At 65.3% G+C, this 20,609-nt stretch carries 17 protein-coding genes; 9 read left to right on the forward strand and 8 right to left on the reverse strand.

Annotation, left to right across the window (positions count from 1 at the left end):
• Positions 1-35 precede the first annotated feature (35 nt).
• Positions 36-407, reverse strand: coding sequence for a MucR family transcriptional regulator (locus FJ430_RS31740; protein ID WP_226892224.1), 372 nt, complete (start codon positions 405-407; stop codon positions 36-38).
• A 419-nt stretch (positions 408-826) separates the two neighbouring features.
• Here FJ430_RS31740 and FJ430_RS09305 point away from each other — a divergent pair, with 419 nt between their 5' ends.
• The 9 genes from FJ430_RS09305 to FJ430_RS09345 all read left to right on the forward strand — a co-directional run bounded on the left by FJ430_RS09305 (position 827) and on the right by FJ430_RS09345 (position 12,465).
• Entirely contained in the window at positions 827-1,687 is an 861-nt protein-coding gene (locus tag FJ430_RS09305) for a DUF6502 family protein (protein WP_181175464.1), read from the forward strand.
• Positions 1,687-2,799 (forward strand): DUF5666 domain-containing protein, encoded by a 1,113-nt coding sequence (locus FJ430_RS09310; protein ID WP_181175465.1) that lies wholly within the window; start codon positions 1,687-1,689, stop codon positions 2,797-2,799. The genes FJ430_RS09305 and FJ430_RS09310 overlap by 1 nt, the downstream gene beginning before the upstream one ends.
• 474 nt (positions 2,800-3,273) lie before the next feature.
• On the forward strand, positions 3,274-3,876 hold the full coding sequence (locus tag FJ430_RS09315) for an ANTAR domain-containing response regulator (RefSeq protein ID WP_140706758.1): 603 nt from the start codon (positions 3,274-3,276) through the stop codon (positions 3,874-3,876).
• Between the two features lie 2 nt (positions 3,877-3,878).
• A complete protein-coding gene (locus tag FJ430_RS09320) occupies positions 3,879-5,105 on the forward strand; it encodes a CmpA/NrtA family ABC transporter substrate-binding protein (protein WP_181175471.1) in 1,227 nt (408 codons plus the stop codon).
• A 359-nt stretch (positions 5,106-5,464) separates the two neighbouring features.
• Positions 5,465-5,635 (forward strand): twin-arginine translocation signal domain-containing protein, encoded by a 171-nt coding sequence (locus FJ430_RS09325; protein WP_140706762.1) that lies wholly within the window; start codon positions 5,465-5,467, stop codon positions 5,633-5,635.
• A 52-nt stretch (positions 5,636-5,687) separates the two neighbouring features.
• Entirely contained in the window at positions 5,688-6,989 is a 1,302-nt protein-coding gene (locus FJ430_RS09330) for an MFS transporter (RefSeq protein WP_140706764.1), read from the forward strand.
• Between the two features lie 17 nt (positions 6,990-7,006).
• Positions 7,007-9,457: a nitrite reductase large subunit NirB gene (gene nirB / locus FJ430_RS09335; RefSeq protein WP_140706766.1), complete on the forward strand. Its 2,451-nt coding sequence runs from the start codon at positions 7,007-7,009 to the stop codon at positions 9,455-9,457.
• 5 nt (positions 9,458-9,462) lie between these two features.
• On the forward strand, positions 9,463-9,792 hold the full coding sequence (gene nirD, locus FJ430_RS09340; RefSeq protein ID WP_140707041.1) for a nitrite reductase small subunit NirD: 330 nt from the start codon (positions 9,463-9,465) through the stop codon (positions 9,790-9,792).
• Positions 9,793-9,795: 3 nt separating this feature from the next.
• Entirely contained in the window at positions 9,796-12,465 is a 2,670-nt protein-coding gene (locus FJ430_RS09345) for a nitrate reductase (protein ID WP_140706768.1), read from the forward strand.
• 31 nt (positions 12,466-12,496) lie between these two features.
• On the opposite strand, the gene FJ430_RS09350 is transcribed toward FJ430_RS09345, so the two are convergent.
• The 7 genes from FJ430_RS09350 to FJ430_RS09380 form a co-directional block, all read right to left on the reverse strand.
• Positions 12,497-13,483 (reverse strand): ABC transporter permease, encoded by a 987-nt coding sequence (locus FJ430_RS09350; RefSeq protein ID WP_140651316.1) that lies wholly within the window; start codon positions 13,481-13,483, stop codon positions 12,497-12,499.
• The gene (locus FJ430_RS09355) at positions 13,480-14,466 is read right to left on the reverse strand and encodes an ABC transporter permease (RefSeq protein WP_140706770.1); all 987 of its coding nucleotides are present in this window, start codon (positions 14,464-14,466) and stop codon (positions 13,480-13,482) included. The genes FJ430_RS09350 and FJ430_RS09355 overlap by 4 nt, the downstream gene beginning before the upstream one ends.
• On the reverse strand, positions 14,463-16,007 hold the full coding sequence (locus tag FJ430_RS09360; protein ID WP_140706772.1) for a sugar ABC transporter ATP-binding protein: 1,545 nt from the start codon (positions 16,005-16,007) through the stop codon (positions 14,463-14,465). Before FJ430_RS09360 ends, FJ430_RS09355 begins: the two co-directional genes overlap by 4 nt.
• A gap of 200 nt (positions 16,008-16,207) precedes the next feature.
• Positions 16,208-17,260, reverse strand: a complete 1,053-nt coding sequence (locus tag FJ430_RS09365) for an ABC transporter substrate-binding protein (RefSeq protein ID WP_413467837.1) — start codon at positions 17,258-17,260, stop codon at positions 16,208-16,210.
• Between the two features lie 54 nt (positions 17,261-17,314).
• Positions 17,315-18,226 (reverse strand): sugar phosphate isomerase/epimerase family protein, encoded by a 912-nt coding sequence (locus FJ430_RS09370; RefSeq protein WP_140706776.1) that lies wholly within the window; start codon positions 18,224-18,226, stop codon positions 17,315-17,317.
• A gap of 19 nt (positions 18,227-18,245) precedes the next feature.
• Positions 18,246-19,781, reverse strand: coding sequence for a mannitol dehydrogenase family protein (locus FJ430_RS09375; RefSeq protein ID WP_413467838.1), 1,536 nt, complete (start codon positions 19,779-19,781; stop codon positions 18,246-18,248).
• Positions 19,778-20,560 (reverse strand): SDR family oxidoreductase, encoded by a 783-nt coding sequence (locus FJ430_RS09380; protein ID WP_140706780.1) that lies wholly within the window; start codon positions 20,558-20,560, stop codon positions 19,778-19,780. Before FJ430_RS09380 ends, FJ430_RS09375 begins: the two co-directional genes overlap by 4 nt.
• Positions 20,561-20,609: the final 49 nt, after the last annotated feature.

Below are 20,609 nucleotides of genomic sequence, written 5' to 3' on the forward strand. Positions count from 1 at the left end.
GCAGTCCGCCTGAAACCTGCCGGCCGTCCCGGACCTTACTTTATCCTTCGGCCGAGGCCCATGGATTTGGCCAGTTTCGAACGCGTTGCCGAATAATTTGGCGCTACCATCGGGTAGTTCGAAGGCAGGTTCCACTTCGCTCGATACTGGTCCGGCGTAAGGCCGTATTGGGTCTCGATATGCCGCTTGAGCGATTTGAAGCGCTTGCCGTCTTCCAGGCAGATGATGAATTCCGGCGTGACGGTTTTTTTTGCCCGGGCCACGCCCTTTATCTCGTCCGGCGGGACATCGGGCGACCCAAGTGAGATCAGCTTGATCGAGGCGTATATCTTGCCGATGAATTCGGGCAGCTCGGCCGCAGGCAGCGGATTGTTCGCAATGTAGGCGGATACAACGCTTGCGGTCAGGGAGACGGCGGGATCGACGCCTTCGTTGCGCGAGACAAAGCCGTCCGAGGAGCTTGAAAAGTCCTTTCCGTTGGTCTCCGTGCCGCGATGCGTAAGGTCCATGCGGTCGAATCCATCCAAGGCCTTGTTTATGGCCGGCTTCACATAAGGCCTTTTCAACAATGCTCTCCTCTTGCCGGTCATGCCCTTGCAGCGATCGATGTGAGATTCTGCTTCGCGATAAATATTGTGGGAAAATTTCACACGTGTCAACCAAGGGAGAGCTGGCGACCACTGGACATAACGCGCCTTGCGGATTGAGGATGGTTGGGTGGACAGGCGGCATTGCATGCCCATCTATTGTGGAAGCATTTCCCACGGGCTATTTTCGGCAGGAATTTTCGGGGCATAGGTGGTTGATTGACGGGTGAAGGACGGCGATGAGCAAATCGGCGGAACAATATCTGGATGCCGCGGGCGTCCAGAGCGCGTTGAACCGGGTGCTTCGCCCGTTGGTGCGATTGGCGATCAAATGCGGGGTGACGTTTCCCACCTTCGTCGACCTGCTGCGGCAGATCTACGTCAACGTGGCGGAGCATGAATTCACGCTGCCCGATAAGCAGCAGACGGACAGCAGGGTAAGCCTGTTGACGGGTGTCCATCGCAAGGAGGTCAGCCGTCTGCGAGGCGCCGGCGCCCCTGTCAGGGTGATACCCGAATCCGTTTCGAGGACGAGCGCGATTGTCGCGCGCTGGCTTGCGGATCCGTTGTTCACCGATGCCAAGGGCGCGCCATTGCCCTTGCCGCGAATGGCCGAGGCCGGAGAGGCGTCGTTCGCGGGCCTTGTGGAGTCGGTGACGCGGGATTTGCGGCCGAGAGCGGTTCTGGACGACTGGCTCGATCGAAAGCTGGTGGAGATCGACGAGGAGGACCGCATCGTCCTGATGGAGGCGGCTATGGCGCCGCGCGACGACGGCGAGGTCAGACTCTATTACTTTGCCCGCAACCTTCAGGATCATGCCGCCGCCGCCGTCGCGAACATTCTGGCGGACAAACCGCCTTTCATCGAGCGGGCCGTCCACTATGACGGGCTCTCGGAAGACCTTGCCAGGTCGCTCGAAGCCTACAGCCGCAAGGTCGCGATGGAGACACTTATCCAGCTCAACAAGCATGCGAACCAGGCGGTGAAAAGCGATCCCGGCGGGACAAGCCGTTGGAATTGCGGCGTCTACATCCTCACCTCCGACGGGGCATCGTTTGCCGGCGAAGAATCCTCCAAGCCTGCCGGCGGAGACGCTTGATGCATTGGAGGTTGACGAGGCGGAGTTTTCTGATGCTCGGCGCCGCCTTTCCGGCGGCGTTGCCCAGTTCAATCGCAAGGGCGACGGATACGTCGAGCGACCGGGGTATCGGCGGCACCGGGTGGACGGCGGGAACGGAGAGCGATCACGGCATCGGCGGCACCGGTATAGTGGGAACCATACAGCGCTTCGGCAGCATCTTCGTCAACGATGTGCGCGTCGCCTACGGTCCGGACGTGCCCGTCTGGATAGACGGCGTCGCAGCCACCACAGGCAGCCTCAAGGTGGGACATGTTGTCCGCGTGGCCGTGACACGGGATGCGGATCGCATCGTCACGCGTGAAATCCACGTCACCAGCGAGGTCGTCGGGCCTGTCGAACGCGCAAGTCGCGGTTCTATTCTGGTCCTGGGACAGAGCGTGGACACCAGCCGCGTTGCAGGAATGCCGACGGTCAAGAAGGGGGATATCGTGGCCGTTCACGGCATCCGGCGGCCGGGCGGGAAGATCGTTGCAAGCTTGATAGAGACCAGACCGTCCGGGACGCCTTACCTTGTGCGCGGCCTGGCGGTCGTGAGGTCGGGCTCACTGCTGGTGGGACGACTGAGCCTCGGCCCAAGGTCGCTGCAGCTTGCGAACCGCCGCGTCGAGCTGTTCCTGGCCAAGGCCAGCGGCGGCTATAGGGTGTTGCGCATCGAGGCGGAGGTTCCGGTTCCACGGGCCGATGCCGCGAACGTGCTGTATGAGACCTTCCTGCGGCGCCAGGGGCCTCGGCTGGTATCGGGTCTGGGGGTCTCGATCGACGACCAAGGCGACGATTCGAAATCGACAGCTGTCGTCCACGCGTTCGTTGCCGTCGGGTTCGACCGGGCGGGCAACATCGTATCGGCCTCGCGCCAGGCGAATTCCGGCATGCGGCCGCAAGGCCCGTCCGGCATGCCCGGTCAGCCGCCTGGTTCAGGTCCACCAAAAGGTCCAGGCAGTCCAGAGGCTCCCGGTGGCGCATCCAATGGCGAGCCGGTTGGGCCTGGAGGGCCCGGAGGGCCGGGTGGGCCGAGCGGCCCCGGTGGACCGGGCGCTCCGAGCGGCCCCGGTGGACCGGGCGCTCCCTGAGGTCCCGCACGAGGAGGCCCTTGCCGCCGGCAAGGCCGGACGCTTCGCGGTGTCGGCTGCCTCGCTGCTCGAAAACACGCTGTCTCGCGAATGGCGATAGATCCGGCCGGCCTGTCTCTTGCGAGGGACAGGCCGGCCGGCGCAGTCGCACTGGGCTCTTTTACCGGGTTGGGTGTTTCGAGCCTTTTCGTTACGGCTGCTCTTCCGCGGATCATGCGGGGGGCAGGTGATCCGTGGAAATTCAGTCCGCGCCTGCGAGAGCAGGTCCGATCGAAGCGGCTTTGATCGACGGCCAAATATCTGTGGGAAAATTACCCACATGTCAAGCGACTCATTGGCCGGCCGCACCCCTGGCGGGCGATTTCATGTTCGCCCAGGGCGATGCTCAGGTTGCTTACCCTGGTAAGGCCCGGATCGCGGCCTTCCCGCCGACTACCGCATTGCACAAATCCGGGCTACCTGCACAATAGGCGCATGTCCGCCGGTTCGTTGACCATCCTTGTTATCGACGAGAACCGCATCCGCGCCTCGATCATCGAGGCCGGATTGCGGGATGCCGGCCATCGGCATGTGACGGTGATCCATGATGTGGCCGGCATAGCCCGGCGCATCGCCGAGATCGAGCCGGACGTCATCGTCATCGACCTCGAAAACCCCAACCGCGACATGCTGGAGAACATGTTCCAGCTTTCGCGCGCGGTGAAGCGGCCGATCGCCATGTTCGTCGACCGCTCGGATCAGGCTTCGATCGAGGCGGCCGTCGACGCCGGCGTGTCCGCCTATGTGGTCGACGGGCTGAAGAAGGAACGCATCAAGCCGATCCTCGACATGGCGATCAGCCGCTTCAACGCCTTCTCGCGCATGGCGCGCGAACTGGAGGAAGCGCGCAGCGAGCTCGAGAACCGCAAGGTCATCGACCGGGCCAAGGGGATCTTGATGAAGTCGCGGGGCCTAAGCGAAGAGGCGGCCTACGCGCTGCTGCGCAAGACCGCGATGAACCAGAACCGCAAGATCTCCGACATCGCCCAGAGCCTGGTGACGGCTGCGGGATTGCTGGGGCCTCTGGAGGGCGAATGAGCATGTCGGTAGCGCATCAGATCACCGCCGGCTTCATGCCGCTTTTCGACAGCGCCGTCCTGGTCGCAGCCGGCGAGATAGGTTTTGCCGCGCGCGAGGGCATCGAGCTCAAGCTGCAACGCGAGACTTCCTGGGCCAACATCCGCGACCGCATCGCCATCGGCCATTTCGATGTCGCGCATATGCTGGGGCCGATGCCGCTCGCCTGCAGCCTTGGCCTCACGCCGCTTGCCTCCGAAACCATCGTGCCGTTCTCGCTCGGCCTCGGCGGCAATTGCGTCACCGTCTCCAACGCCGTGTGGGAAGGCATGGCGGCGCATGGCGCGGCGCTTGACCTCGATCCCGCCCGCGCCGGGGCGGCGCTCGGCGCGCTGATCCGCGAGCGGATGGGCGCCGTTCGCGAGCCGCTGCGCTTCGCCGTCGTCCACCCGCATTCCGGGCATAATTACGAATTGCGCTACTGGCTTGCCGCCTGCGGCATCGATCCCGACCGTGAGATCGAAATCGTCATCGTGCCGCCGCCCTTCATGGCCGACGCTTTAGCCGCCGGCCGCATCGACGGCTATTGCGTCGGCGAGCCCTGGAACAGCGCCGCCGCCGCGGCGGGCACCGGCCACATCGTCACCGTCAAGGCGCTGCTGTGGCGCAACAGCCCGGAAAAGGTCATCGGTGCCCGCAGAGCTTGGGCTGAGGAAAACCCGGAGGCGCTAGCCGCCCTGCTCAGGGCGCTGCATCATTCCGCCCGCTGGTGCCAGGATCCGGCGAACCGCGGCGAACTGGCCGCGCTGATGGCAAGGCCAGCCTTCCTCGGGCAGCCGGAGACGATCCAGATGCCGGCGCTCACCGGACGCCTTCAACTCGGCGGCGGCGCGGAACGGCGCGTCGAGGATTTCTTCCTGCCTTTCGACAAGGCGGCCAATTTTCCCTGGAAGAGCCATGCGCTGTGGTTCTACACGCAGATGGTGCGCTGGGGGCAGTTGCCGCACACGCCACAGAACCTGGCCATCGCCCGCGACTGCTACCGGCCCGACCTCTATCGATCGGCGCTTAAGCCGCTTGGCGTCGCGCTGCCCGGCGCCAATGCCAAGGTCGAGGGCGCATTGAAGGTCGCGACGCCGGTCGGCTCGGCGGGGGCCAGTCTGATCCTTGGCCCCGATGGATTCTTCGACGGCCAGATCTTCGATCCGGACCGGATCGACGCCTATATTGACGGCCAGAAGCGAGCTTGATCATTTGCGCGCCATTCTTGTGCATTGCACAAAATTTATGCGGTGTTGTCGCGCCATTGATCAATGTTTGACCGCGAACATGTTTGGCATGGTCGCCGGCTGGCATTCATACAGCTTTGATTTTCCACAGAATTCAGCTTCCGCGTAAAACTGGCACGCTTCGTGCTTTGAAATAGCCGAGCCCCTCGCGGGCAATGGAACAGGCGCCCAATGGCGGGCGCCACAGGCAAAGCTGCCGCTCAGGTCACCACGCGATCCCGGATGCACGGACGCGAGAGGGCCCGGACGGCAGCTTTTTCGTTTTGGCCGACACGCAATCGACGGCGCTGGCCCCAAGCAGCGCCCAACGGGAGACGACGATGACGAGATGGATCGGAACGACATTCCTCAAGGATTTCACCCGCCGCGATTTCCTGGCGAGCAGCGCGCTGACGGCGGTGCTGTTCATCGCCGCGCTGCTCTTGTTTCCCGCCAGCCACGAAGCCGAAGGCAAGGGTCCGCAAGTGACCGCGCAAGCCCCGTCGCGCTGACCATGATCAACACCACACGCGGCGCCTTCCTCGCTGCAAACTGGAGCTAGCCATGACCGCAAATCTCCCAGCCGCGCCCAGCCAGGACAGTGCTCCCCGGCAGGCGCTTACCATGTCCACCATCGCCTTCACCGTCTGCTTCGCGGTGTGGACGATCTTTTCCATCATCGGCGTTCGCATCAAGCAGGAGCTTGGGCTCAACGAGACCGAGTTCGGCCTGCTGGTCGGCACGCCGATCCTGACGGGCTCGCTCGTGCGCATGGTGCTCGGCGTCTGGACCGACCGCTATGGCGGCCGCCTGGTCTACACAGCGACCATGCTCGCGGCCGCAGTCGCGACCTTCCTGCTCGCTTTCGCGCACACCTACGGGCAGATGCTGCTGGCCGCGCTCGGCGTCGGGCTCGCCGGCGGCTCCTTCGCCGTCGGCGTCGCCTATGTCTCGCGCTTCTTTCCAGCCGGAAAACAAGGCACGGCGCTCGGCATCTTCGGTGTCGGCAATGTCGGCGCCGCGGTCACCAAGTTCCTGGCGCCGTTCGTGCTCTTGTCCTGGGGCTGGCAGTCGGTGGCGCTGATCTGGGCGGCGGCGCTGGTCGTCATGGCAGTCGTCTTCTGGTTCACGACCGACGACGATCCGGTCATCCGCGAGCGCCGCGCCGGTAAGGTGGCGCCGGCAAGAAGCTTCTGGCAGGAATTCGCGCCGCTGAAGAACCTGCGGGTCTGGCGCTTGGCCTTCTACTATTTCTTTTCCTTCGGCGCGTTCGTGGCGCTGTCGCTCTGGCTGCCGCGTTACCTGATCGGCGTCTACGGCTTCGGCATCGCCACCGCCGGCATGATCGGCGCCGCCTATTCGATCCCCGCCAGCATCTTCCGCGCCTATGGCGGCCTGCTTTCCGACCGCATCGGCGCCCGCACCGTGCTCTACTGGACGTTCAGCGTTTGTGCCGTCGCGACGCTCGTTCTGTCTCTCCCCTCGGCAGACTATGTCGTGCGCGGCATCAGCGGGCCGATCCCCTTCCACTTCGAGATCGGCCCGCTCGCCTTCATCGCCGTCGCTTCCGTGCTCGGCTTCTTCATGAGCCTCGGCAAGGCCGCCGTCTACAAGCACATCCCGGCCTATTATCCGCAGAGCGTCGGCGCTGTCGGCGGCGTGGTCGGCATGATCGGCGGGCTCGGCGGTTTCATCCTGCCGATCGCCTTCGGCGCGCTGAACGACCTCACCGGCGTCTGGTCGAGCTGCTTCATGCTCCTGTTCCTGATCGTCAGCTCGTGCCTGCTCTGGATGCACGTCACCATCCGTCGGATGGAGCGCGCGGCCGCCGTCGAGACATCGTCCCTTTCCTACGCCGCCGAATAGATCGGAGCAGACCGGACATGAGCGAAAAACTCGTCATCATCGGCAACGGCATGGCGCCAGGCAGGCTGCTCGAGCACCTGCTGGAGGCAGCGCCGGACCGTTACGCCGTCACCATCTTCAACGCCGAGCCGCGCGTGAACTACGACCGCATCATGCTGTCGCCGGTGCTCTCGGGCGAGAAGGCGTTCGAGGAGATCGTCATCCATGGCGACGGCTGGTACATCAAGCACGGCATCACGCTCTACAAGGGCCACAAGATTGTCGCCATCGACCGTGAGGCCAAGACCGTCACCTCGGACCACGGCGTGACGGAAAGCTATGACAGGCTGGTCATCGCTACCGGCTCGGTGCCCTTCATCATTCCGGTGCCCGGCAAGGAATTGCCGGGCGTGCTCAGCTATCGCGACCTCGACGACGTGAATGCCATGCTGCTTGCCGCGCAGTCGCGCGCCAAGGCAATCGTCATCGGCGGCGGCCTGCTTGGGCTCGAAGCCGCGGCGGGGCTTAAAGAACGCGGCATGGACGTCACCGTGCTGCACGTCATGCCGACGCTGATGGAGCGCCAGCTCGATCCGGCCGCCGGCTACCTGCTGCAGAAGGCCGTCGAGGCGCGCGGCATCAAGGTCATGACCAAGGCCAACACCAAGGCCATTTTCGGTAATGGCAAGGTCGAGGGCGTCGAGCTGATGGATGGCACGGTCATCCCGGCAACGCTGGTTGTGATGGCGGTCGGCATCCGGCCCAGCACCACGCTCGCCAAGGAGGCCGGGCTGGAGGTCAATCGCGGCATCGTCGTCGACGACCGCATGCGGACGTCCGATCCGGCGATCATGGCGCTCGGCGAATGCGCGGAGGTCGGCGGCCATGTCTATGGGCTGGTCGCGCCGCTCTACGAGATGGCCCGCGTCGCGGCCGCCGGGCTGGCGGACGGCGAGGACAGGCGCTTCGTCCACTCCGATACGCCAACCAAGCTCAAGGTCACCGGCATCGACCTCTATTCGCTCGGCGACTTCGCCGATGGCGAGGATCGCGAAGAGATCATCCTGCGTGACGCATCCGCCGGCATCTACAAGCGCGTCGTGCTGCAGGACAACCGCATCATCGGCACGGTGCTGTTCGGCGAGACGGGCGACGGCGCCTGGTTCAACGACCTCAAGAAGAAGGCGACCGACATTTCGGAGATGCGCGACACGCTGATCTTCGGCCAGGCGTTCCAGGGAGGCGTTTCCTCGGACCCTTTGGCGGCCGTTGCGGCACTGGCGGATGATGCGGAAATCTGCGGCTGCAACGGCGTTTGCAAGGGAAAGATCATCGGCGCGATAACGGGCAAGGGGCTGACCGGTCTCGACGACGTGCGCGCCCATACCAAGGCCTCGGCTTCGTGCGGCTCGTGCACGGGCCTCGTCGAGCAATTGCTGAAGCTCACGCTGGGTGAGGCCTACAATCCGGCGGCGGTGCAGCCGATGTGCGGCTGCACCAGCCTTGGCCATGACGACGTGCGGCGGCTGATCAAGGCGAAGGGACTGAAGACGATCCCCGCCGTCATGCAGGAACTGGAATGGAAGACCTCCTGCGGCTGCGCAAAGTGCCGCCCGGCGCTGAACTACTATCTGGTCTGCGACTGGCCTGACCAGTATGCCGACGACTACCAGTCGCGTTTCATCAATGAACGCGTGCACGCCAACATCCAGAAGGACGGCACCTATTCGGTGGTGCCGCGCATGTGGGGCGGCGTCACCAGTTCCGGCGAATTGCGCGCCATCGCCGACGTGGTCGACAAGTTCGATATCCCGATGGTCAAGGTGACGGGCGGCCAGCGCATCGACATGCTTGGCATCCGCAAGGAAGACCTGCCGGCGGTATGGGCGGATCTCGGCAAGGCCGGCTTCGTCTCCGGCCATGCCTACGCCAAAGGCCTGCGCACGGTGAAGACCTGCGTCGGCTCGGACTGGTGCCGTTTCGGCACGCAGGATTCGACCGGCTTTGGCATCCGCATCGAGAAGTTCATGTGGGGCTCGTGGACACCGGCCAAGGTGAAGATGGCGGTGTCGGGATGCCCGCGCAACTGCGCGGAAGCGACCTGCAAGGATGTCGGCGTGGTCTGCGTCGACTCCGGCTATGAGATCCATTTCGCCGGGGCCGCCGGCCTCGACATCAAGGGCACCGAAGTGCTCGGCCTGGTTAAGACCGAGGACGAGGCGCTGGAGGTGATCGTGGCGCTTGTCCAGATGTATCGAGAGCAGGCCCGCTATCTGGAGCGCATCTACAAATGGGCCAAACGCGTCGGCACCGCCGAGATCAAGAAGCAGATCCTGGACGATGCCGAGCGCCGCAGGACGCTCTTCGACCGCTTCGTCTTCAGCCAGAAATTCGCGCAGGTCGATCCGTGGTCGGAGCGCGTCTCCGGCAAGGACAAGCACGAGTTCCGGCCGATGGCGTCGGTCGGTTTCGCGGAGGCGGCGGAGTGACCAATATGAACTGGATCGCCATCGGTTCCATTGCCGACATTCCGTCGCGCGGCGCGCGTTGCGTCGTCACACCGCAAGGCAAGATTGCCGTCTTCCGCACGGCGGACGACCAGGTCTTCGCCATCGACGACCATTGCCCGCACAAGGGAGGACCGCTCAGCCAGGGCATCGTCCATGGCGCGGCGGTGACTTGCCCGCTGCACAATTGGGTGATCTCGCTGGAGACCGGCAAGGCGCTTGGCGCCGACGAGGGCTCGGTGAGGACAATCCCGGTCCGGATAGAGGGCGAACGGCTGTTCATCGCGCTTGCAGCGCTGGCCTCGAAAGCGGCCTGAGGCATGGAAGAAGCACGCGAGGTGAGGACCACCTGTCCCTATTGCGGGGTGGGTTGCGGCGTGCTGGCCGAGGTCGCCGCGGACGGCACGACGACCGTTCGCGGCGATCCCGATCATCCGGCCAATCTAGGCAAGCTTTGCTCGAAGGGTGCTGCGCTTGGCGAGACGCTCGGCCTTGAAGGCCGCGTGCTGTTGCCGGAAATCGGCGGCAGGCGGGCGAGTTGGGACGAAGCGCTCGACCTCGTTGCCGACAAATTCTCGCGGGCGATTGCCGAGCATGGACCGGACTCGGTCGCCTTCTATGTCTCCGGCCAATTGCTGACCGAGGACTACTACGTCGCCAACAAGCTGATGAAGGGCTTCATCGGCTCCGGCAACATCGACACCAATTCGCGGCTCTGCATGGCCTCGTCCGTCGCCGGCCACCGCCGCGCCTTTGGCGAGGACATCGTTCCCGGCGTCTATGAGGATTTCGAGCGCGCCGATCTCATCGTGCTCACCGGCTCCAACACCGCATGGTGTCACCCGGTGCTCTATCAGCGCATGCTTGCGGCGCGAAGGGAACGCGGAAGCAGGATCGTCGTCATCGATCCGCGCCGCACTGCCACGGCCGACGAGTGCGACCTGCATCTGGCGCTCGATCCGGGCACGGATGTGCTGTTGTTCAACGGGCTGCTGGCGCATCTCGTGCAAGCCGGGAAGGTCGATGCCGCTTTCGTCCGTGACCATACGTCTGGTTTCGACGCCGCATCCGTGCTCGCCGGCGCCGACGCGCCGTCGATCGCGCGCGTCGCGAAAGGTTGCGGGCTGGCAGTCGCCGATATCCAGGCCTTCTACGATCTCTTCGCCACCACAGAGCGGACCGTCACAGTCTACAGCCAGGGCGTCAATCAGTCGGCGCATGGGACCGACAAGGTCAACGCCATCATCAACTGCCATCTTGCCACCGGCCGCATCGGGCGACCCGGTATGGGGCCGTTCTCGGTCACCGGTCAGCCGAACGCCATGGGCGGCCGCGAGGTAGGCGGCCTGGCCAACCAGCTCGCCGCGCATATGGATTTTGCGGATGAGGCCAACGTCGACCGGGTCTCGCGCTTCTGGAAGGCGCCAAGCGTCGCGCGGCGCGGCGGCCTGAAGGCGGTGGATATGTTCCAGGCGGTCGCCGACGGCCGCATCAAGGCGCTGTGGGTGATGGGCACCAATCCGGCCGTCAGCATGCCGGATGCGTCGCGCGTGCGCGCCGCCTTGTCCAAATGCGATTTCGTCGTTGTCTCGGATGTGACCCGCACCGACACCACGCGCCATGCCGACGTGCTGCTGCCGGCCGCCGCCTGGAGCGAGAAGGACGGCACGGTCACCAATTCGGAGCGGCGCCTCTCGCGTCAGCGGCCGTTCCTGCCGCCGCCGGGCGAGGCGAGAGCCGACTGGCGCATCATCTGTGATGTCGCCGCCCGCATGGGCTTTGGCGATGCCTTCGCCTACCAGGCGCCGGCCGACATCTTCCGCGAGCACGCGGCGCTGTCCGCCTTCGAGAACAGCGGGGAGCGCCTGTTCGACCTCGGCGGCATGGCTGACCTCAGCGACACCGACTATGCCGCCTTCGCGCCGCGTCACTGGCCCGCATCGGAGCGAGGCGAGCAGCAGATGCGATTGTTCGGCGACGGCCGTTTCCCGACGCCCGACGGCCGCGCGCGATTCGTGCCGGTGCGGCAGGAGGCAACGGCCTTCACCGTCGATGCCGATTATCCGCTGGTCCTGAACACCGGCCGGCTGCGCGACCAGTGGCACACCATGACGCGCACCGGGACCGTGCCGCGTTTGATGGCGAATGCGCCGGAGCCCGCGGTCGACATCCATCCGGCGGACGCGGCCGCGCACCATCTCAAGGAGGGCGACCTCGCTCAGCTTTCGACGCGCTTCGGCTTCGTCCGTGCACGGGTGCGGGTGTCGGAAGCACAGCGACGCGGCCAGGCCTTCATGCCCATGCATTGGAGTGGCCATTTCGCGGCGAAGGCCGCGGCCGGTCTGCTGTCCTCACCGGTTACCGATCCGCATTCCGGCCAACCTGAACTCAAACATGTTCCGGTCAGGATCGTGCGTGAGAACACCGGCTGGGTCGGCGTGCTCATTACACGCCGCGATCTCAGGCCGACAGGTTTCGTCCATTGGAGCCGACAGGCGGTCGAGGGCGGTTGGGTCTACGAGCTGACCGGAACGGAGCCGCCGGATCAGGGCATTCTCCTGGCGCGCAAGCTGCTTGGCGTCCAACGGCGAGACCAGCTTCTGGAATATACCGACCGGCGCGGGCTCGCCTATCGCGCGGCGGCCATTGACGATGGCGGCGCCATGGCGGAAGCCTTGCTGGTCGCCGCCCCGGATCAGTTGCCGGCACGTGACTGGCTGGTGTCGCTGCTCGCAGCGCGCCAGCCACTGTCGGCGACCGATCGCCATGCGCTTTTGTCGGGACGCTCGCCGGTGCCCATGCCTGCCATCGGGCGGGTCGTGTGCGCGTGCTTCCATATCGGCGCCAACCAGCTTGCGTCGGCGGTCGCCGCCGGTTGCGACAGTCTGGAAGCAATCGGCTCGACGCTGCGCGCCGGTACCAATTGCGGCTCGTGCCGCTCGGAGATCAGGGCGATCATCGATGCCCGCCATGTACAGGCGGCGGAGTGAGCCGTGCCTGTCACGGCCACGTCGCTTGGTTCTATCGGTCCTCGACGATCCGCAGATAAGCCGCCGTCACGAACAGCACGATGAAGCCGAACAGGATGCGGCGGCCGCCTTCGGGCATCTGCAGGATGGTGAGCAGCGTCGTCAGCACGGTCAGGATCAGCGCGCCGATGATGGTGCCGGTGTAGCCGCCGCGGCCGCCGAAGATCGAGGTGCCGCCGATGACGGCGGCGGCCACGGATGGCAGCACCAGCGGTTCGGCGAGCGACAGCGAGGGCGCCTTGATCAGGCCGATATAGAGCAGGCCGGTGATGCCGGCGAGCAGGCTGGAGAGGACGTAGAGCGCGGTGATCACCTGCCAGTAGCGCACGCCCGACAGACGCGCGGCGCGCTCATTGTCGCCGACGGCATAGAGCAGGCGGCCGAAGCCGGTGCGGTTCAGCATGAAGACGATCAGCACCGCCACCGGCACGAACAGCAGAAGCGCGTTGGGAAAGCCGTAGGTGACGCCGGTGCCCAGCCAGCTGAGGAAATCCGGAATCTTGGCGCCGGAGGCGATCACGGTGCGCTGGTAGACCTGCAGGAAGCCGGTGCCGATCAGGCTGGTGCCGAGCGTCATGATCAACGGATGCACCCGGAACACGCCGACGCCGATGCCGTTGACGAGGCCGATCAGCACGGCGGGCAGCATGGCCAGCAGGAACGCCACGGCCGGATCCTGGTTGACGATCTGCGTCGCCATGATGAAGGCGCCCATCGTCGCCACCGTGCCGACGGAAAGGTCAATGCCGCCGGTGAGCATTGTCATGGTCTGGCAGCCGGCGAGGATCGCCAGCGGGATGGCGAATTTCGCCGTGTTGGCGAGCCAGCGCTCGTTGACGATGCCGGGGCGCAGCACCTGCAGGATCGCCACGAGGATGATCAAAAGGATGATCAGCGGGATGAGCGGCCGGTCCGCCATGAAGCGCTTGATCCGGCGACCGAACGAGACCGGCTGGGGCATGGTCGCGATGTCGGTCATGGCGTTGCTCCTGCCGGGCGGCTCCGCATGGTGATGAAGGCGCCGAACATGACGACCGCGACCATGATCGCGCCTTCGATGATCGCGGTGACGTTCGGATCGATGGCCAGAAGCGTCAGGTCGGTGCGCACCAGCCTCAGCACGAAGACGGCGATGATCGGCCCGAGCAGGCCGCCCTTGCCGCCGCCGAGCGCGACGCCGCCCAGCACCACCGCGGCGACGCTGGCCAGCAGATAGGGCCCGGGGATGGGCGCGCCGATGCCGGTGCTCACGGTGAGCGACAGGCCGCCAAGCGCTGCGAACAGGCCGGACAGCGCGTAGGCGATGATCCTGGTGCGCGCCACCGGCACGCCGCTGCGGAAGGCGGCGAGCTCGTTGCTGCCGATGGCGTAGATGGAGAGGCCGAGGCGTGAGCGCCTGAGCGGAATCCACACGATGCAGAGGCAGACGACGAGCAGCACCAGCGCCTTCGGCACCCAGGCGTCCGCCCAATCCGGCAGGCCGGGGACCGGCACGGTGCCGATGACGCTTGCCTTCAGCCATTCGGCGGCGGCGCCGCCGGGGGCGCCCAGCACAAGCAGCGCCGCGCCCTGGAGCACGAACAGCATGGCCAGGGTGACGACGATGTCGGGCACCCGGGTGACGACGATGAGGAGGCCGTTCAGCGCGCCGAGCACCAGCCCCATGGCCAGCACGAAGGGCACGACGAACAAGGCATATTCCTCGCTGGCGCCGTTCATCATCGAGGCGGCGGTGACGCTGGTCAGCGCCATCATGGCGGCGACCGACAGGTCGATGCCGCCGGCGATGACGACGACGGTCTGGGCCGCGACGGCAAAGGCGTAAGGCAGAACCGCGCGCGCCAGCGAACCGAAGTCGCCGCTGCCATAGCCCGGCTGGATCAGTTTGGTGACGACGAAGAGAAAGATCAGCAGGGCGAACAGCCCCGCGACCCAACCCTGGTTGCGGAGAAAGCGGCTCATGACGCGGCCTCCGCACTGGAACCGGGTTTGACCTCGGCAAGGATGCCGACATCCGCCTTGGCGCCGCGCGGCAGGCCGTAGGCTGCGCGCATCAATGCCGCTTCATCGGCTTGCTCGACCGGGAAAGTGTCGACGACGCGGCCGCCGAAGATGACGATGACGCGGTCGCAGACACGCTGCACCTCTTCCATTTCGGATGTGTAGAACAGCACCGACTTGCCCTGGCCGGCGAGCTCGCGCAGCAGCTTGTAGATTTCCTGCTTGGTGCCGACATCGATGCCGCGGGTAGGGTCGAAGCAAAGGATGGTGCGGGCGTTGGCTGCGATCCAGCGGGCGATGGTCACCTTCTGCTGGTTGCCGCCGGAAAGGCGCTGCACCTCGCCCTGGGCGCGGGTGTCGATCTGCAATCTGGCGATGGCGCTGGAAACCACCACCTGCTCGCGGCGCATGCGGATCGGGCCCCATTTGCGCAACGCCGCGCTGAAGGGCAGCGCGATGTTCTCGCGCACCGAGCGCTGCATGGCCAAGGCCTCGGCGCGGTCGCCCGGCACATAGGCGATGCCGGCCTGGATGGCGTCGCTCGGATGCGAGAATTTCACCGGCGCGCCGTCGACGTCGATGGTGCCGCCGGTCGGACGGATCGAGCCGGCAAGCGCTGCGAAGAGCTCGTCCTGGCCCTGGCCCTCGAGCGCAAACACGCCGGCGACCTCGCCATTGGCGAGATCGAAGGAGACGTCGTTGAGCTTGGTGCCGAGCTGCAGGTTGCGGACCGACAATCGCGGGCGGCGGCCGCCGGCAACCGCCACATCATTTGGCGCGCGCGCGGTGACGCGTGTCTTCTCGATGCGGGTGCCGAGCATCATCTCGACTATTCTTTCCTCGACGCCCGGCTCGATGTCGACGACACCGACCGTGGAGCCGTCGCGCAGCACGGTGGCGCGGTCGCAGAGCGCGGAGATCTCGACGAAACGGTGCGAGATGAAGATGACGGAGCGGCCGGCGTCGCCCTGGCGCCGCACGACTTCCAGCACCTTCTCGGCAAGGTTCGCGGGCAGAGCCGCGGTCATCTCGTCGAGCAGAAGCACGTCGGGTTCGACGGCAAGCGCGCGCGCCAGGTCGAGCACGCGCAGGATGGCCAAGGGGATATGACGCGCCGTCTCGCGGATATCGAGGTCGGGAATGCCGAGCTCGCGCACCCAGGCGCGGAACGGCTCGACCGGCGTGCCGGTCAGCCGCAGATTGGACAAGACATCGAGATCGGGGATCAGCGCCGGTTCCTGGTAGACCGGCAGCAGTCCGGCGCGGCGGGCGTCGGCGGGCGAGCGGACATCGAGCTGCTGGCCGCGGATCAGGATGCGCCCGGCGTCCGCCTTGATCGCGCCGGTCAGGATCTTCACCAGGGTCGACTTGCCGGCGCCGTTGGCGCCCATCAACGCATGCACCTCGCCCGGCAATACGGAAAGCGAGGCGTTGCGCAGCGCGGCAACCGCACCGTAGTTCTTCGCTACGCCTGTGGCGTCGAGGAGGGGGTTGGTGGTCAAAGCTTTCTCGATCCAGAGCGTTTCACCGTTTCATGGAAACGGCGAACCGCTCTATCCTTTTGTTTTACGCAATTCCGGACGGAAAACCGCTCACACTTTTCCTGGAATTGCTCGAAGGCTCAAATTATGCGTGCCAAATCAAATGGCAAGGACGCCAGACCTTGGTCCAGCGTCCTCGCGCTTGCGTCCGGATCAGGCGCTTATTCGCCCGGGCCCTTGCAGGCTACGATCTGCTCCTTGGTGTAGGTCGTCCAGTCCGGGATCGAGATCGAGACCGGCCATTCGGGGCTGAGCGAGGGATCGACGACGCTCTTCAGCTTGGCCTTGCCTTCGTCGGTGGCGTTTTCCCAGAGCTGCGGCTCGACCAGCACGGTCTGCTGTGCCGGCTTCTTGCCGTCGAGGATCTGCAAGGCGAGCGTCACGCCGGCGCCGCCGATCGAGCCGGGATTGGTGACCGCAGCACCGACCAGGCCCTTGACCGAGCTGAGCTGGCCGACGAAGCCCGCATTGTCGGCACCGACCACAGGCACCATCGGCGCCTGTTGTTCGACCAGCGCGTCGACAATCACGTTGTCGATGCCAGAGGTCCAGATGCCGTTGATCGGGGTGCCGGTGGCGAGGAAGGACAGGATCTGCTGCTTGGCCTGGTCCTGCTGCCAGCCGGTGAAGACTTCCTGCGCGACTTTCACGTCGGGGAATTCGGCGAGCGCCTTCTTGAAGCCTTTGTCGCGATCTGAGTCGGCCGAAGCGCCGGCGGCGCCGCGCATGTAGAACACCTCGCCCTTGCCGCCCATCTGCTGGAACAGCCACTTGGCGCCGAGATAGGCATATTGTTCCTGGTTGTTGGAGATGATGTAGGCGGACGGCTCGGTCACCGCCTGGTCGACGGCGACGACGACGATGCCGGCCTTGGTGGCTTCCTCGAGGCCGGCTTTGATGCCAGCCGGATCGGCCGGGTTGACGACGATGGCGTCGACCTTGGCGCTGATCAGGTTGCGGATGTCCTCGAGTTGGCCGGCGGCGTCGGTGTTGCGGTGGGCGATGTTGAGCTTCGTCACTTCGCCGGATGCGAGCGCCTGCGCCTTCATCGCGCAGATCATTTCCTCGCGCCAGCCATTGCCCTGCACGGTGTTGGAAATGCCGATCGTATACTTGCCTTGGGCGGCCGAAACGCCCACCGAGGCAAGCAAGGCGGCGCCGGCAAGGAGCGAGGCCACGGTCAGATGTCTTTTCATTTCAGTACTCCTCCACATTGATCTTTTCAGTTCAGTTCCAAGGCTCCGACGCGGTCGGAGCCGAGCTTTTCGTCATTTGATGAAGGGGCGCAGCACATCGCGGGCAAGCAGGAAGCCGCGCTTGACCTTTTCATCCGTCCCCTCGAAGCGCCGGTCCTCATGCTCGATGATGACCGGCCCGTCATAACCGGCCCGGTAGAGGCCCGAAAAAATCCTGTTCCAGTCGATGTCCCCAAGCCCCGGCATGCGCGGCACCTGCCAGCCTATGCCAGCCGAAAGGATTCCGCGCTCGTACAAACCATCATGATCAATCATCAGATCCTTGGCGTGCACATGCAGCATGCTCTTGCCGAACTCGCGGATGAAGCGCTCCTTGTCGATCATCTGCCAGACGAGATGCGAGGGGTCGAAGTTCATGCCGACGTCGCCGCCCCAGGCTTCGAGGATGCGGCGCCAGACATAGGGCGAGTAGGCGATGTTGTGCCCGCCCGGCCATTCGTCGTAGCTGAAGATCATCGGGCAGTTCTCGAAGGCGAGCTTCACGCCATGCTCGCGGGCATGGGCGATGATCGCCGGCCAGACCTTCTGCGCATCCTCCCAGTTGGCATCGATAGTCTTCGAAGCGTCGCCGCCGCAGAAGGTGTTGACGAGCGGGACCCCCATGCGGCTCGCCAGCACGATCACTTTCTTCAGATGATTGATCACCGCTTCGCGATGCGCCCGGTCGGGATGGAGCGGATTGGGGTAGAAGCCGAGGCCCGAGATGGCCAGGCCCTTGCCGGCAAGCTCGGCGGCTATGTCCTTGGCCTGCGCGGCCGAGACGTCCACGTCGATATGGCTGGTGCCAGCGTAGCGGCGGCTGGCGCCGGACGTCTTCGGCCAGCAGGCGATTTCCAGCGCCTCGAAGCCGACAGAGCGCGCCCAGTCGGCAACTTCGCCGAGTGGCGTATCCGGAAACGGTGCTGTCAGCAGTCCAAGCTTCATGTTCCCTCCCAGTTGCTAACTATGCAGATCGCGCCGGCTGCTTCAACCGCGCATCGGTTGGCCCAGCGCAGACTTGTCCGACAAAGCCCATCGGATCGCCTGAAAGCAAGCCGTCGAGCCCGGCGACGACATGCGCCCGGAATGTGGCGTTGGCGGCCAAGGACGGGTCGAAGATAGCGTCGATGGCAAGGATCGAATCGACAAGCGCGCTGCTGTCCGCACCGATGGTGTCAGCGATCGCCGCAATTTTCTCGGCAAAGGGGTCGGAAACCTGCCAGGCGCGGCCGAAACGCGCGGACGCCTTGATCAGATAGGCCATCCAGCCGGCGACCGGCACCGAGAGGAGCGCAATGCTCTCGCCCTTCGCCAGGCGGTCGCGGATCGGGTTGAGCAGGCGCTGCACGATCTTCTGCGAGCCGTCGGTGGCGATCTGGTGGTTGCGATGGCGGATCGCGGTGTTGGCGAGGCGCGAAAGGCTCTGCTCAACATAGGCAGTGGGCGCTATGCCGGGCACGGGCATCAGCGTCGGCAGCGTTTCCTCGGTCAGCATGCGGCGGACAAAGCCTGCCAGAAGCGGGTCGGCGATGGTCTCGAACGTGTGCTCGAAGCCGCCCAAAACGCCGAGATAGCTGAGCGTCGTCTGGGCGCCGTTCAGGACGCGCATCTTAAGATGCTCGAACGGTGTGACATCGTCGACGAAGGTCGCGCCGACGCGGTCCCAACGCGGGACGCGGCCGGCGAAGCGGTTCTCGATCACCCACTGGCGGAAGCGCTCGCCCACCACCACGGCGCCGTCGCGGTAGCCGAAGCGCTTCTCGACGGTGTCGATATCGGCTTCGGTCGTCGCCGGCGCGATGCGATCGACCATGGCCGAGGGGAAGGCGACATTGGCCTCGATCCAGTCCGCCAGCCTCCTGCCGCGCCGCTCGGCGAATGCGCGCACGACATTGCCGAGGATAATGCCGTTGGTGGGGATGTTGTCGCAGGACAGCAGCGTCACCGGCCGGCCATGCGTGGCCATGCGCAGCTCCAGCGCCCTTGCCAGGATGCCTGGCACGCTGCCCGGCGTCTCGGGATTGGCGAGATCGTGGACGATATCGGGATGGTCGGCGTCGAGCGCGCCACTCGACGGAATGTGGCAATAGCCTTTCTCGGTCACGGTCATGGTGACCATCTCGATGTCGGGCGAGGCGAGCACGTCCAGCGCCGGCACCGCACTTTCCTGGCTGTCGACGACGCTAACTATGCTGCCGATGATGCGCGCTTCGACCTCGTCGTTCTGACGGATCAGCCGCGTGTAGAGGCCGTCCTGGCGCCCCAGCGTGTCGGCCAGCAGGGGAGATCGGATATTGATGCCGACCAGTCCCCAGCGGTCGAAATCCTTCGCCAGCAGGTCATCGGTGTATTCGGCCTGATGGCAGCGGTGGAAGGCGCCGACACCGATATGGGCGATTCCAGGCTTCAGAGCGGCGCGATTGTAAGCCGGCTTGCGGACCTCCGACGGCAAGCGGCCGAGTAGGGCAGGGCCGAGGTTATCGGGCGACGACACGCTCACCGGTTGGCTCCGATCACCCATTGTTCCTGGTCGATCAGCGCGCCGGTCATCGGGCCGGCAGCATCGGAAAGCAGGAAGACGGCAAGGTTGGCTATGTCGGTCACGGCGAACAGCCGGCCGAAGGGCTGCGTCGCATTGGCCACGTCTAGCCAGCCCGGCCCCTGGCCGAGCGTCTCGGCTTGCATGACGCGCTCGGCCGGCGTGTCGGTCCAGCCGACATTGATGCCGTTGACGCGGATGCGGTCGAAGCGGTGGGCGTTGGCGGCGTTCTTGGTCAGCGTCGCCAGCGCGCCCTTGGTGGCGGAATAGACGGCAAGCTCCGGCGAGCCGCAATGCGCGTTGATCGACAGGATGTTGACGATCGAGCCGCCCTGTCCGCGTTTCTTCATGTCGGCGATCGCCGCCTGCATCAGAAAGAAGGGCGCGCGGGCGTTGACGGCAAACAGCGATGACCAATCGTCGAGCGTGGCGTCGACGAAAGAGGCGCGATCGGTCAGCCCGGCGGCATTGACCAGGCCGTCGATGCGGCCGAAGCGTTCGATGCAGGCCTGCGCCAGCCGCGCCGGGGTTTGCGGATCACCGAGGTCGGCGGAAGCGAAGGCGGTAGCGGTGCCCATGGCCGAGAGCTCTGCCGCGGCAGCGTCGCCACGTTCCTGGTCACGACCAGTGATCAGCAGTCCGGCGGCGCCGGAGCGCGCGGCGATCTCGGCGATCGCCCGGCCGATGCCTTGCGTCGCGCCGGTGACCAGCACCACCTTGCCGTCGAGACGAACCTCCATTCCTCCTCCCGGAACAAAGTTTCCATTTTTTCAAATATGGAACGATGGT

The sequence above is a fragment of the Mesorhizobium sp. B2-8-5 genome, from assembly GCF_006440675.2.
Classification (GTDB): Bacteria; Pseudomonadota; Alphaproteobacteria; order Rhizobiales; family Rhizobiaceae; genus Mesorhizobium.

Excerpts from the sequence above, each read along its gene's own strand:
- FJ430_RS09305 (WP_181175464.1), top strand. The coding sequence starts at position 827 with ATGAGCAAATCGGCGGAACAATATCTGGATGCCGCGGGCGTCCAGAGC.
- FJ430_RS09310 (WP_181175465.1), top strand. The coding sequence starts at position 1,687 with ATGCATTGGAGGTTGACGAGGCGGAGTTTTCTGATGCTCGGCGCCGCC.
- FJ430_RS09315 (WP_140706758.1), top strand. The coding sequence starts at position 3,274 with ATGTCCGCCGGTTCGTTGACCATCCTTGTTATCGACGAGAACCGCATC.
- FJ430_RS09320 (WP_181175471.1), top strand. The coding sequence starts at position 3,879 with ATGTCGGTAGCGCATCAGATCACCGCCGGCTTCATGCCGCTTTTCGAC.
- FJ430_RS09325 (WP_140706762.1), top strand. The coding sequence starts at position 5,465 with ATGACGAGATGGATCGGAACGACATTCCTCAAGGATTTCACCCGCCGC.
- FJ430_RS09330 (WP_140706764.1), top strand. The coding sequence starts at position 5,688 with ATGACCGCAAATCTCCCAGCCGCGCCCAGCCAGGACAGTGCTCCCCGG.
- nirB (WP_140706766.1), top strand. The coding sequence starts at position 7,007 with ATGAGCGAAAAACTCGTCATCATCGGCAACGGCATGGCGCCAGGCAGG.
- nirD (WP_140707041.1), top strand. The coding sequence starts at position 9,463 with ATGAACTGGATCGCCATCGGTTCCATTGCCGACATTCCGTCGCGCGGC.
- FJ430_RS09345 (WP_140706768.1), top strand. The coding sequence starts at position 9,796 with ATGGAAGAAGCACGCGAGGTGAGGACCACCTGTCCCTATTGCGGGGTG.
- FJ430_RS09350 (WP_140651316.1), bottom strand. The coding sequence starts at position 13,483 with ATGACCGACATCGCGACCATGCCCCAGCCGGTCTCGTTCGGTCGCCGG.
- FJ430_RS09355 (WP_140706770.1), bottom strand. The coding sequence starts at position 14,466 with ATGAGCCGCTTTCTCCGCAACCAGGGTTGGGTCGCGGGGCTGTTCGCC.
- FJ430_RS09365 (WP_413467837.1), bottom strand. The coding sequence starts at position 17,260 with ATGTGGAGGAGTACTGAAATGAAAAGACATCTGACCGTGGCCTCGCTC.
- FJ430_RS09370 (WP_140706776.1), bottom strand. The coding sequence starts at position 18,226 with ATGAAGCTTGGACTGCTGACAGCACCGTTTCCGGATACGCCACTCGGC.
- FJ430_RS09380 (WP_140706780.1), bottom strand. The coding sequence starts at position 20,560 with ATGGAGGTTCGTCTCGACGGCAAGGTGGTGCTGGTCACCGGCGCGACG.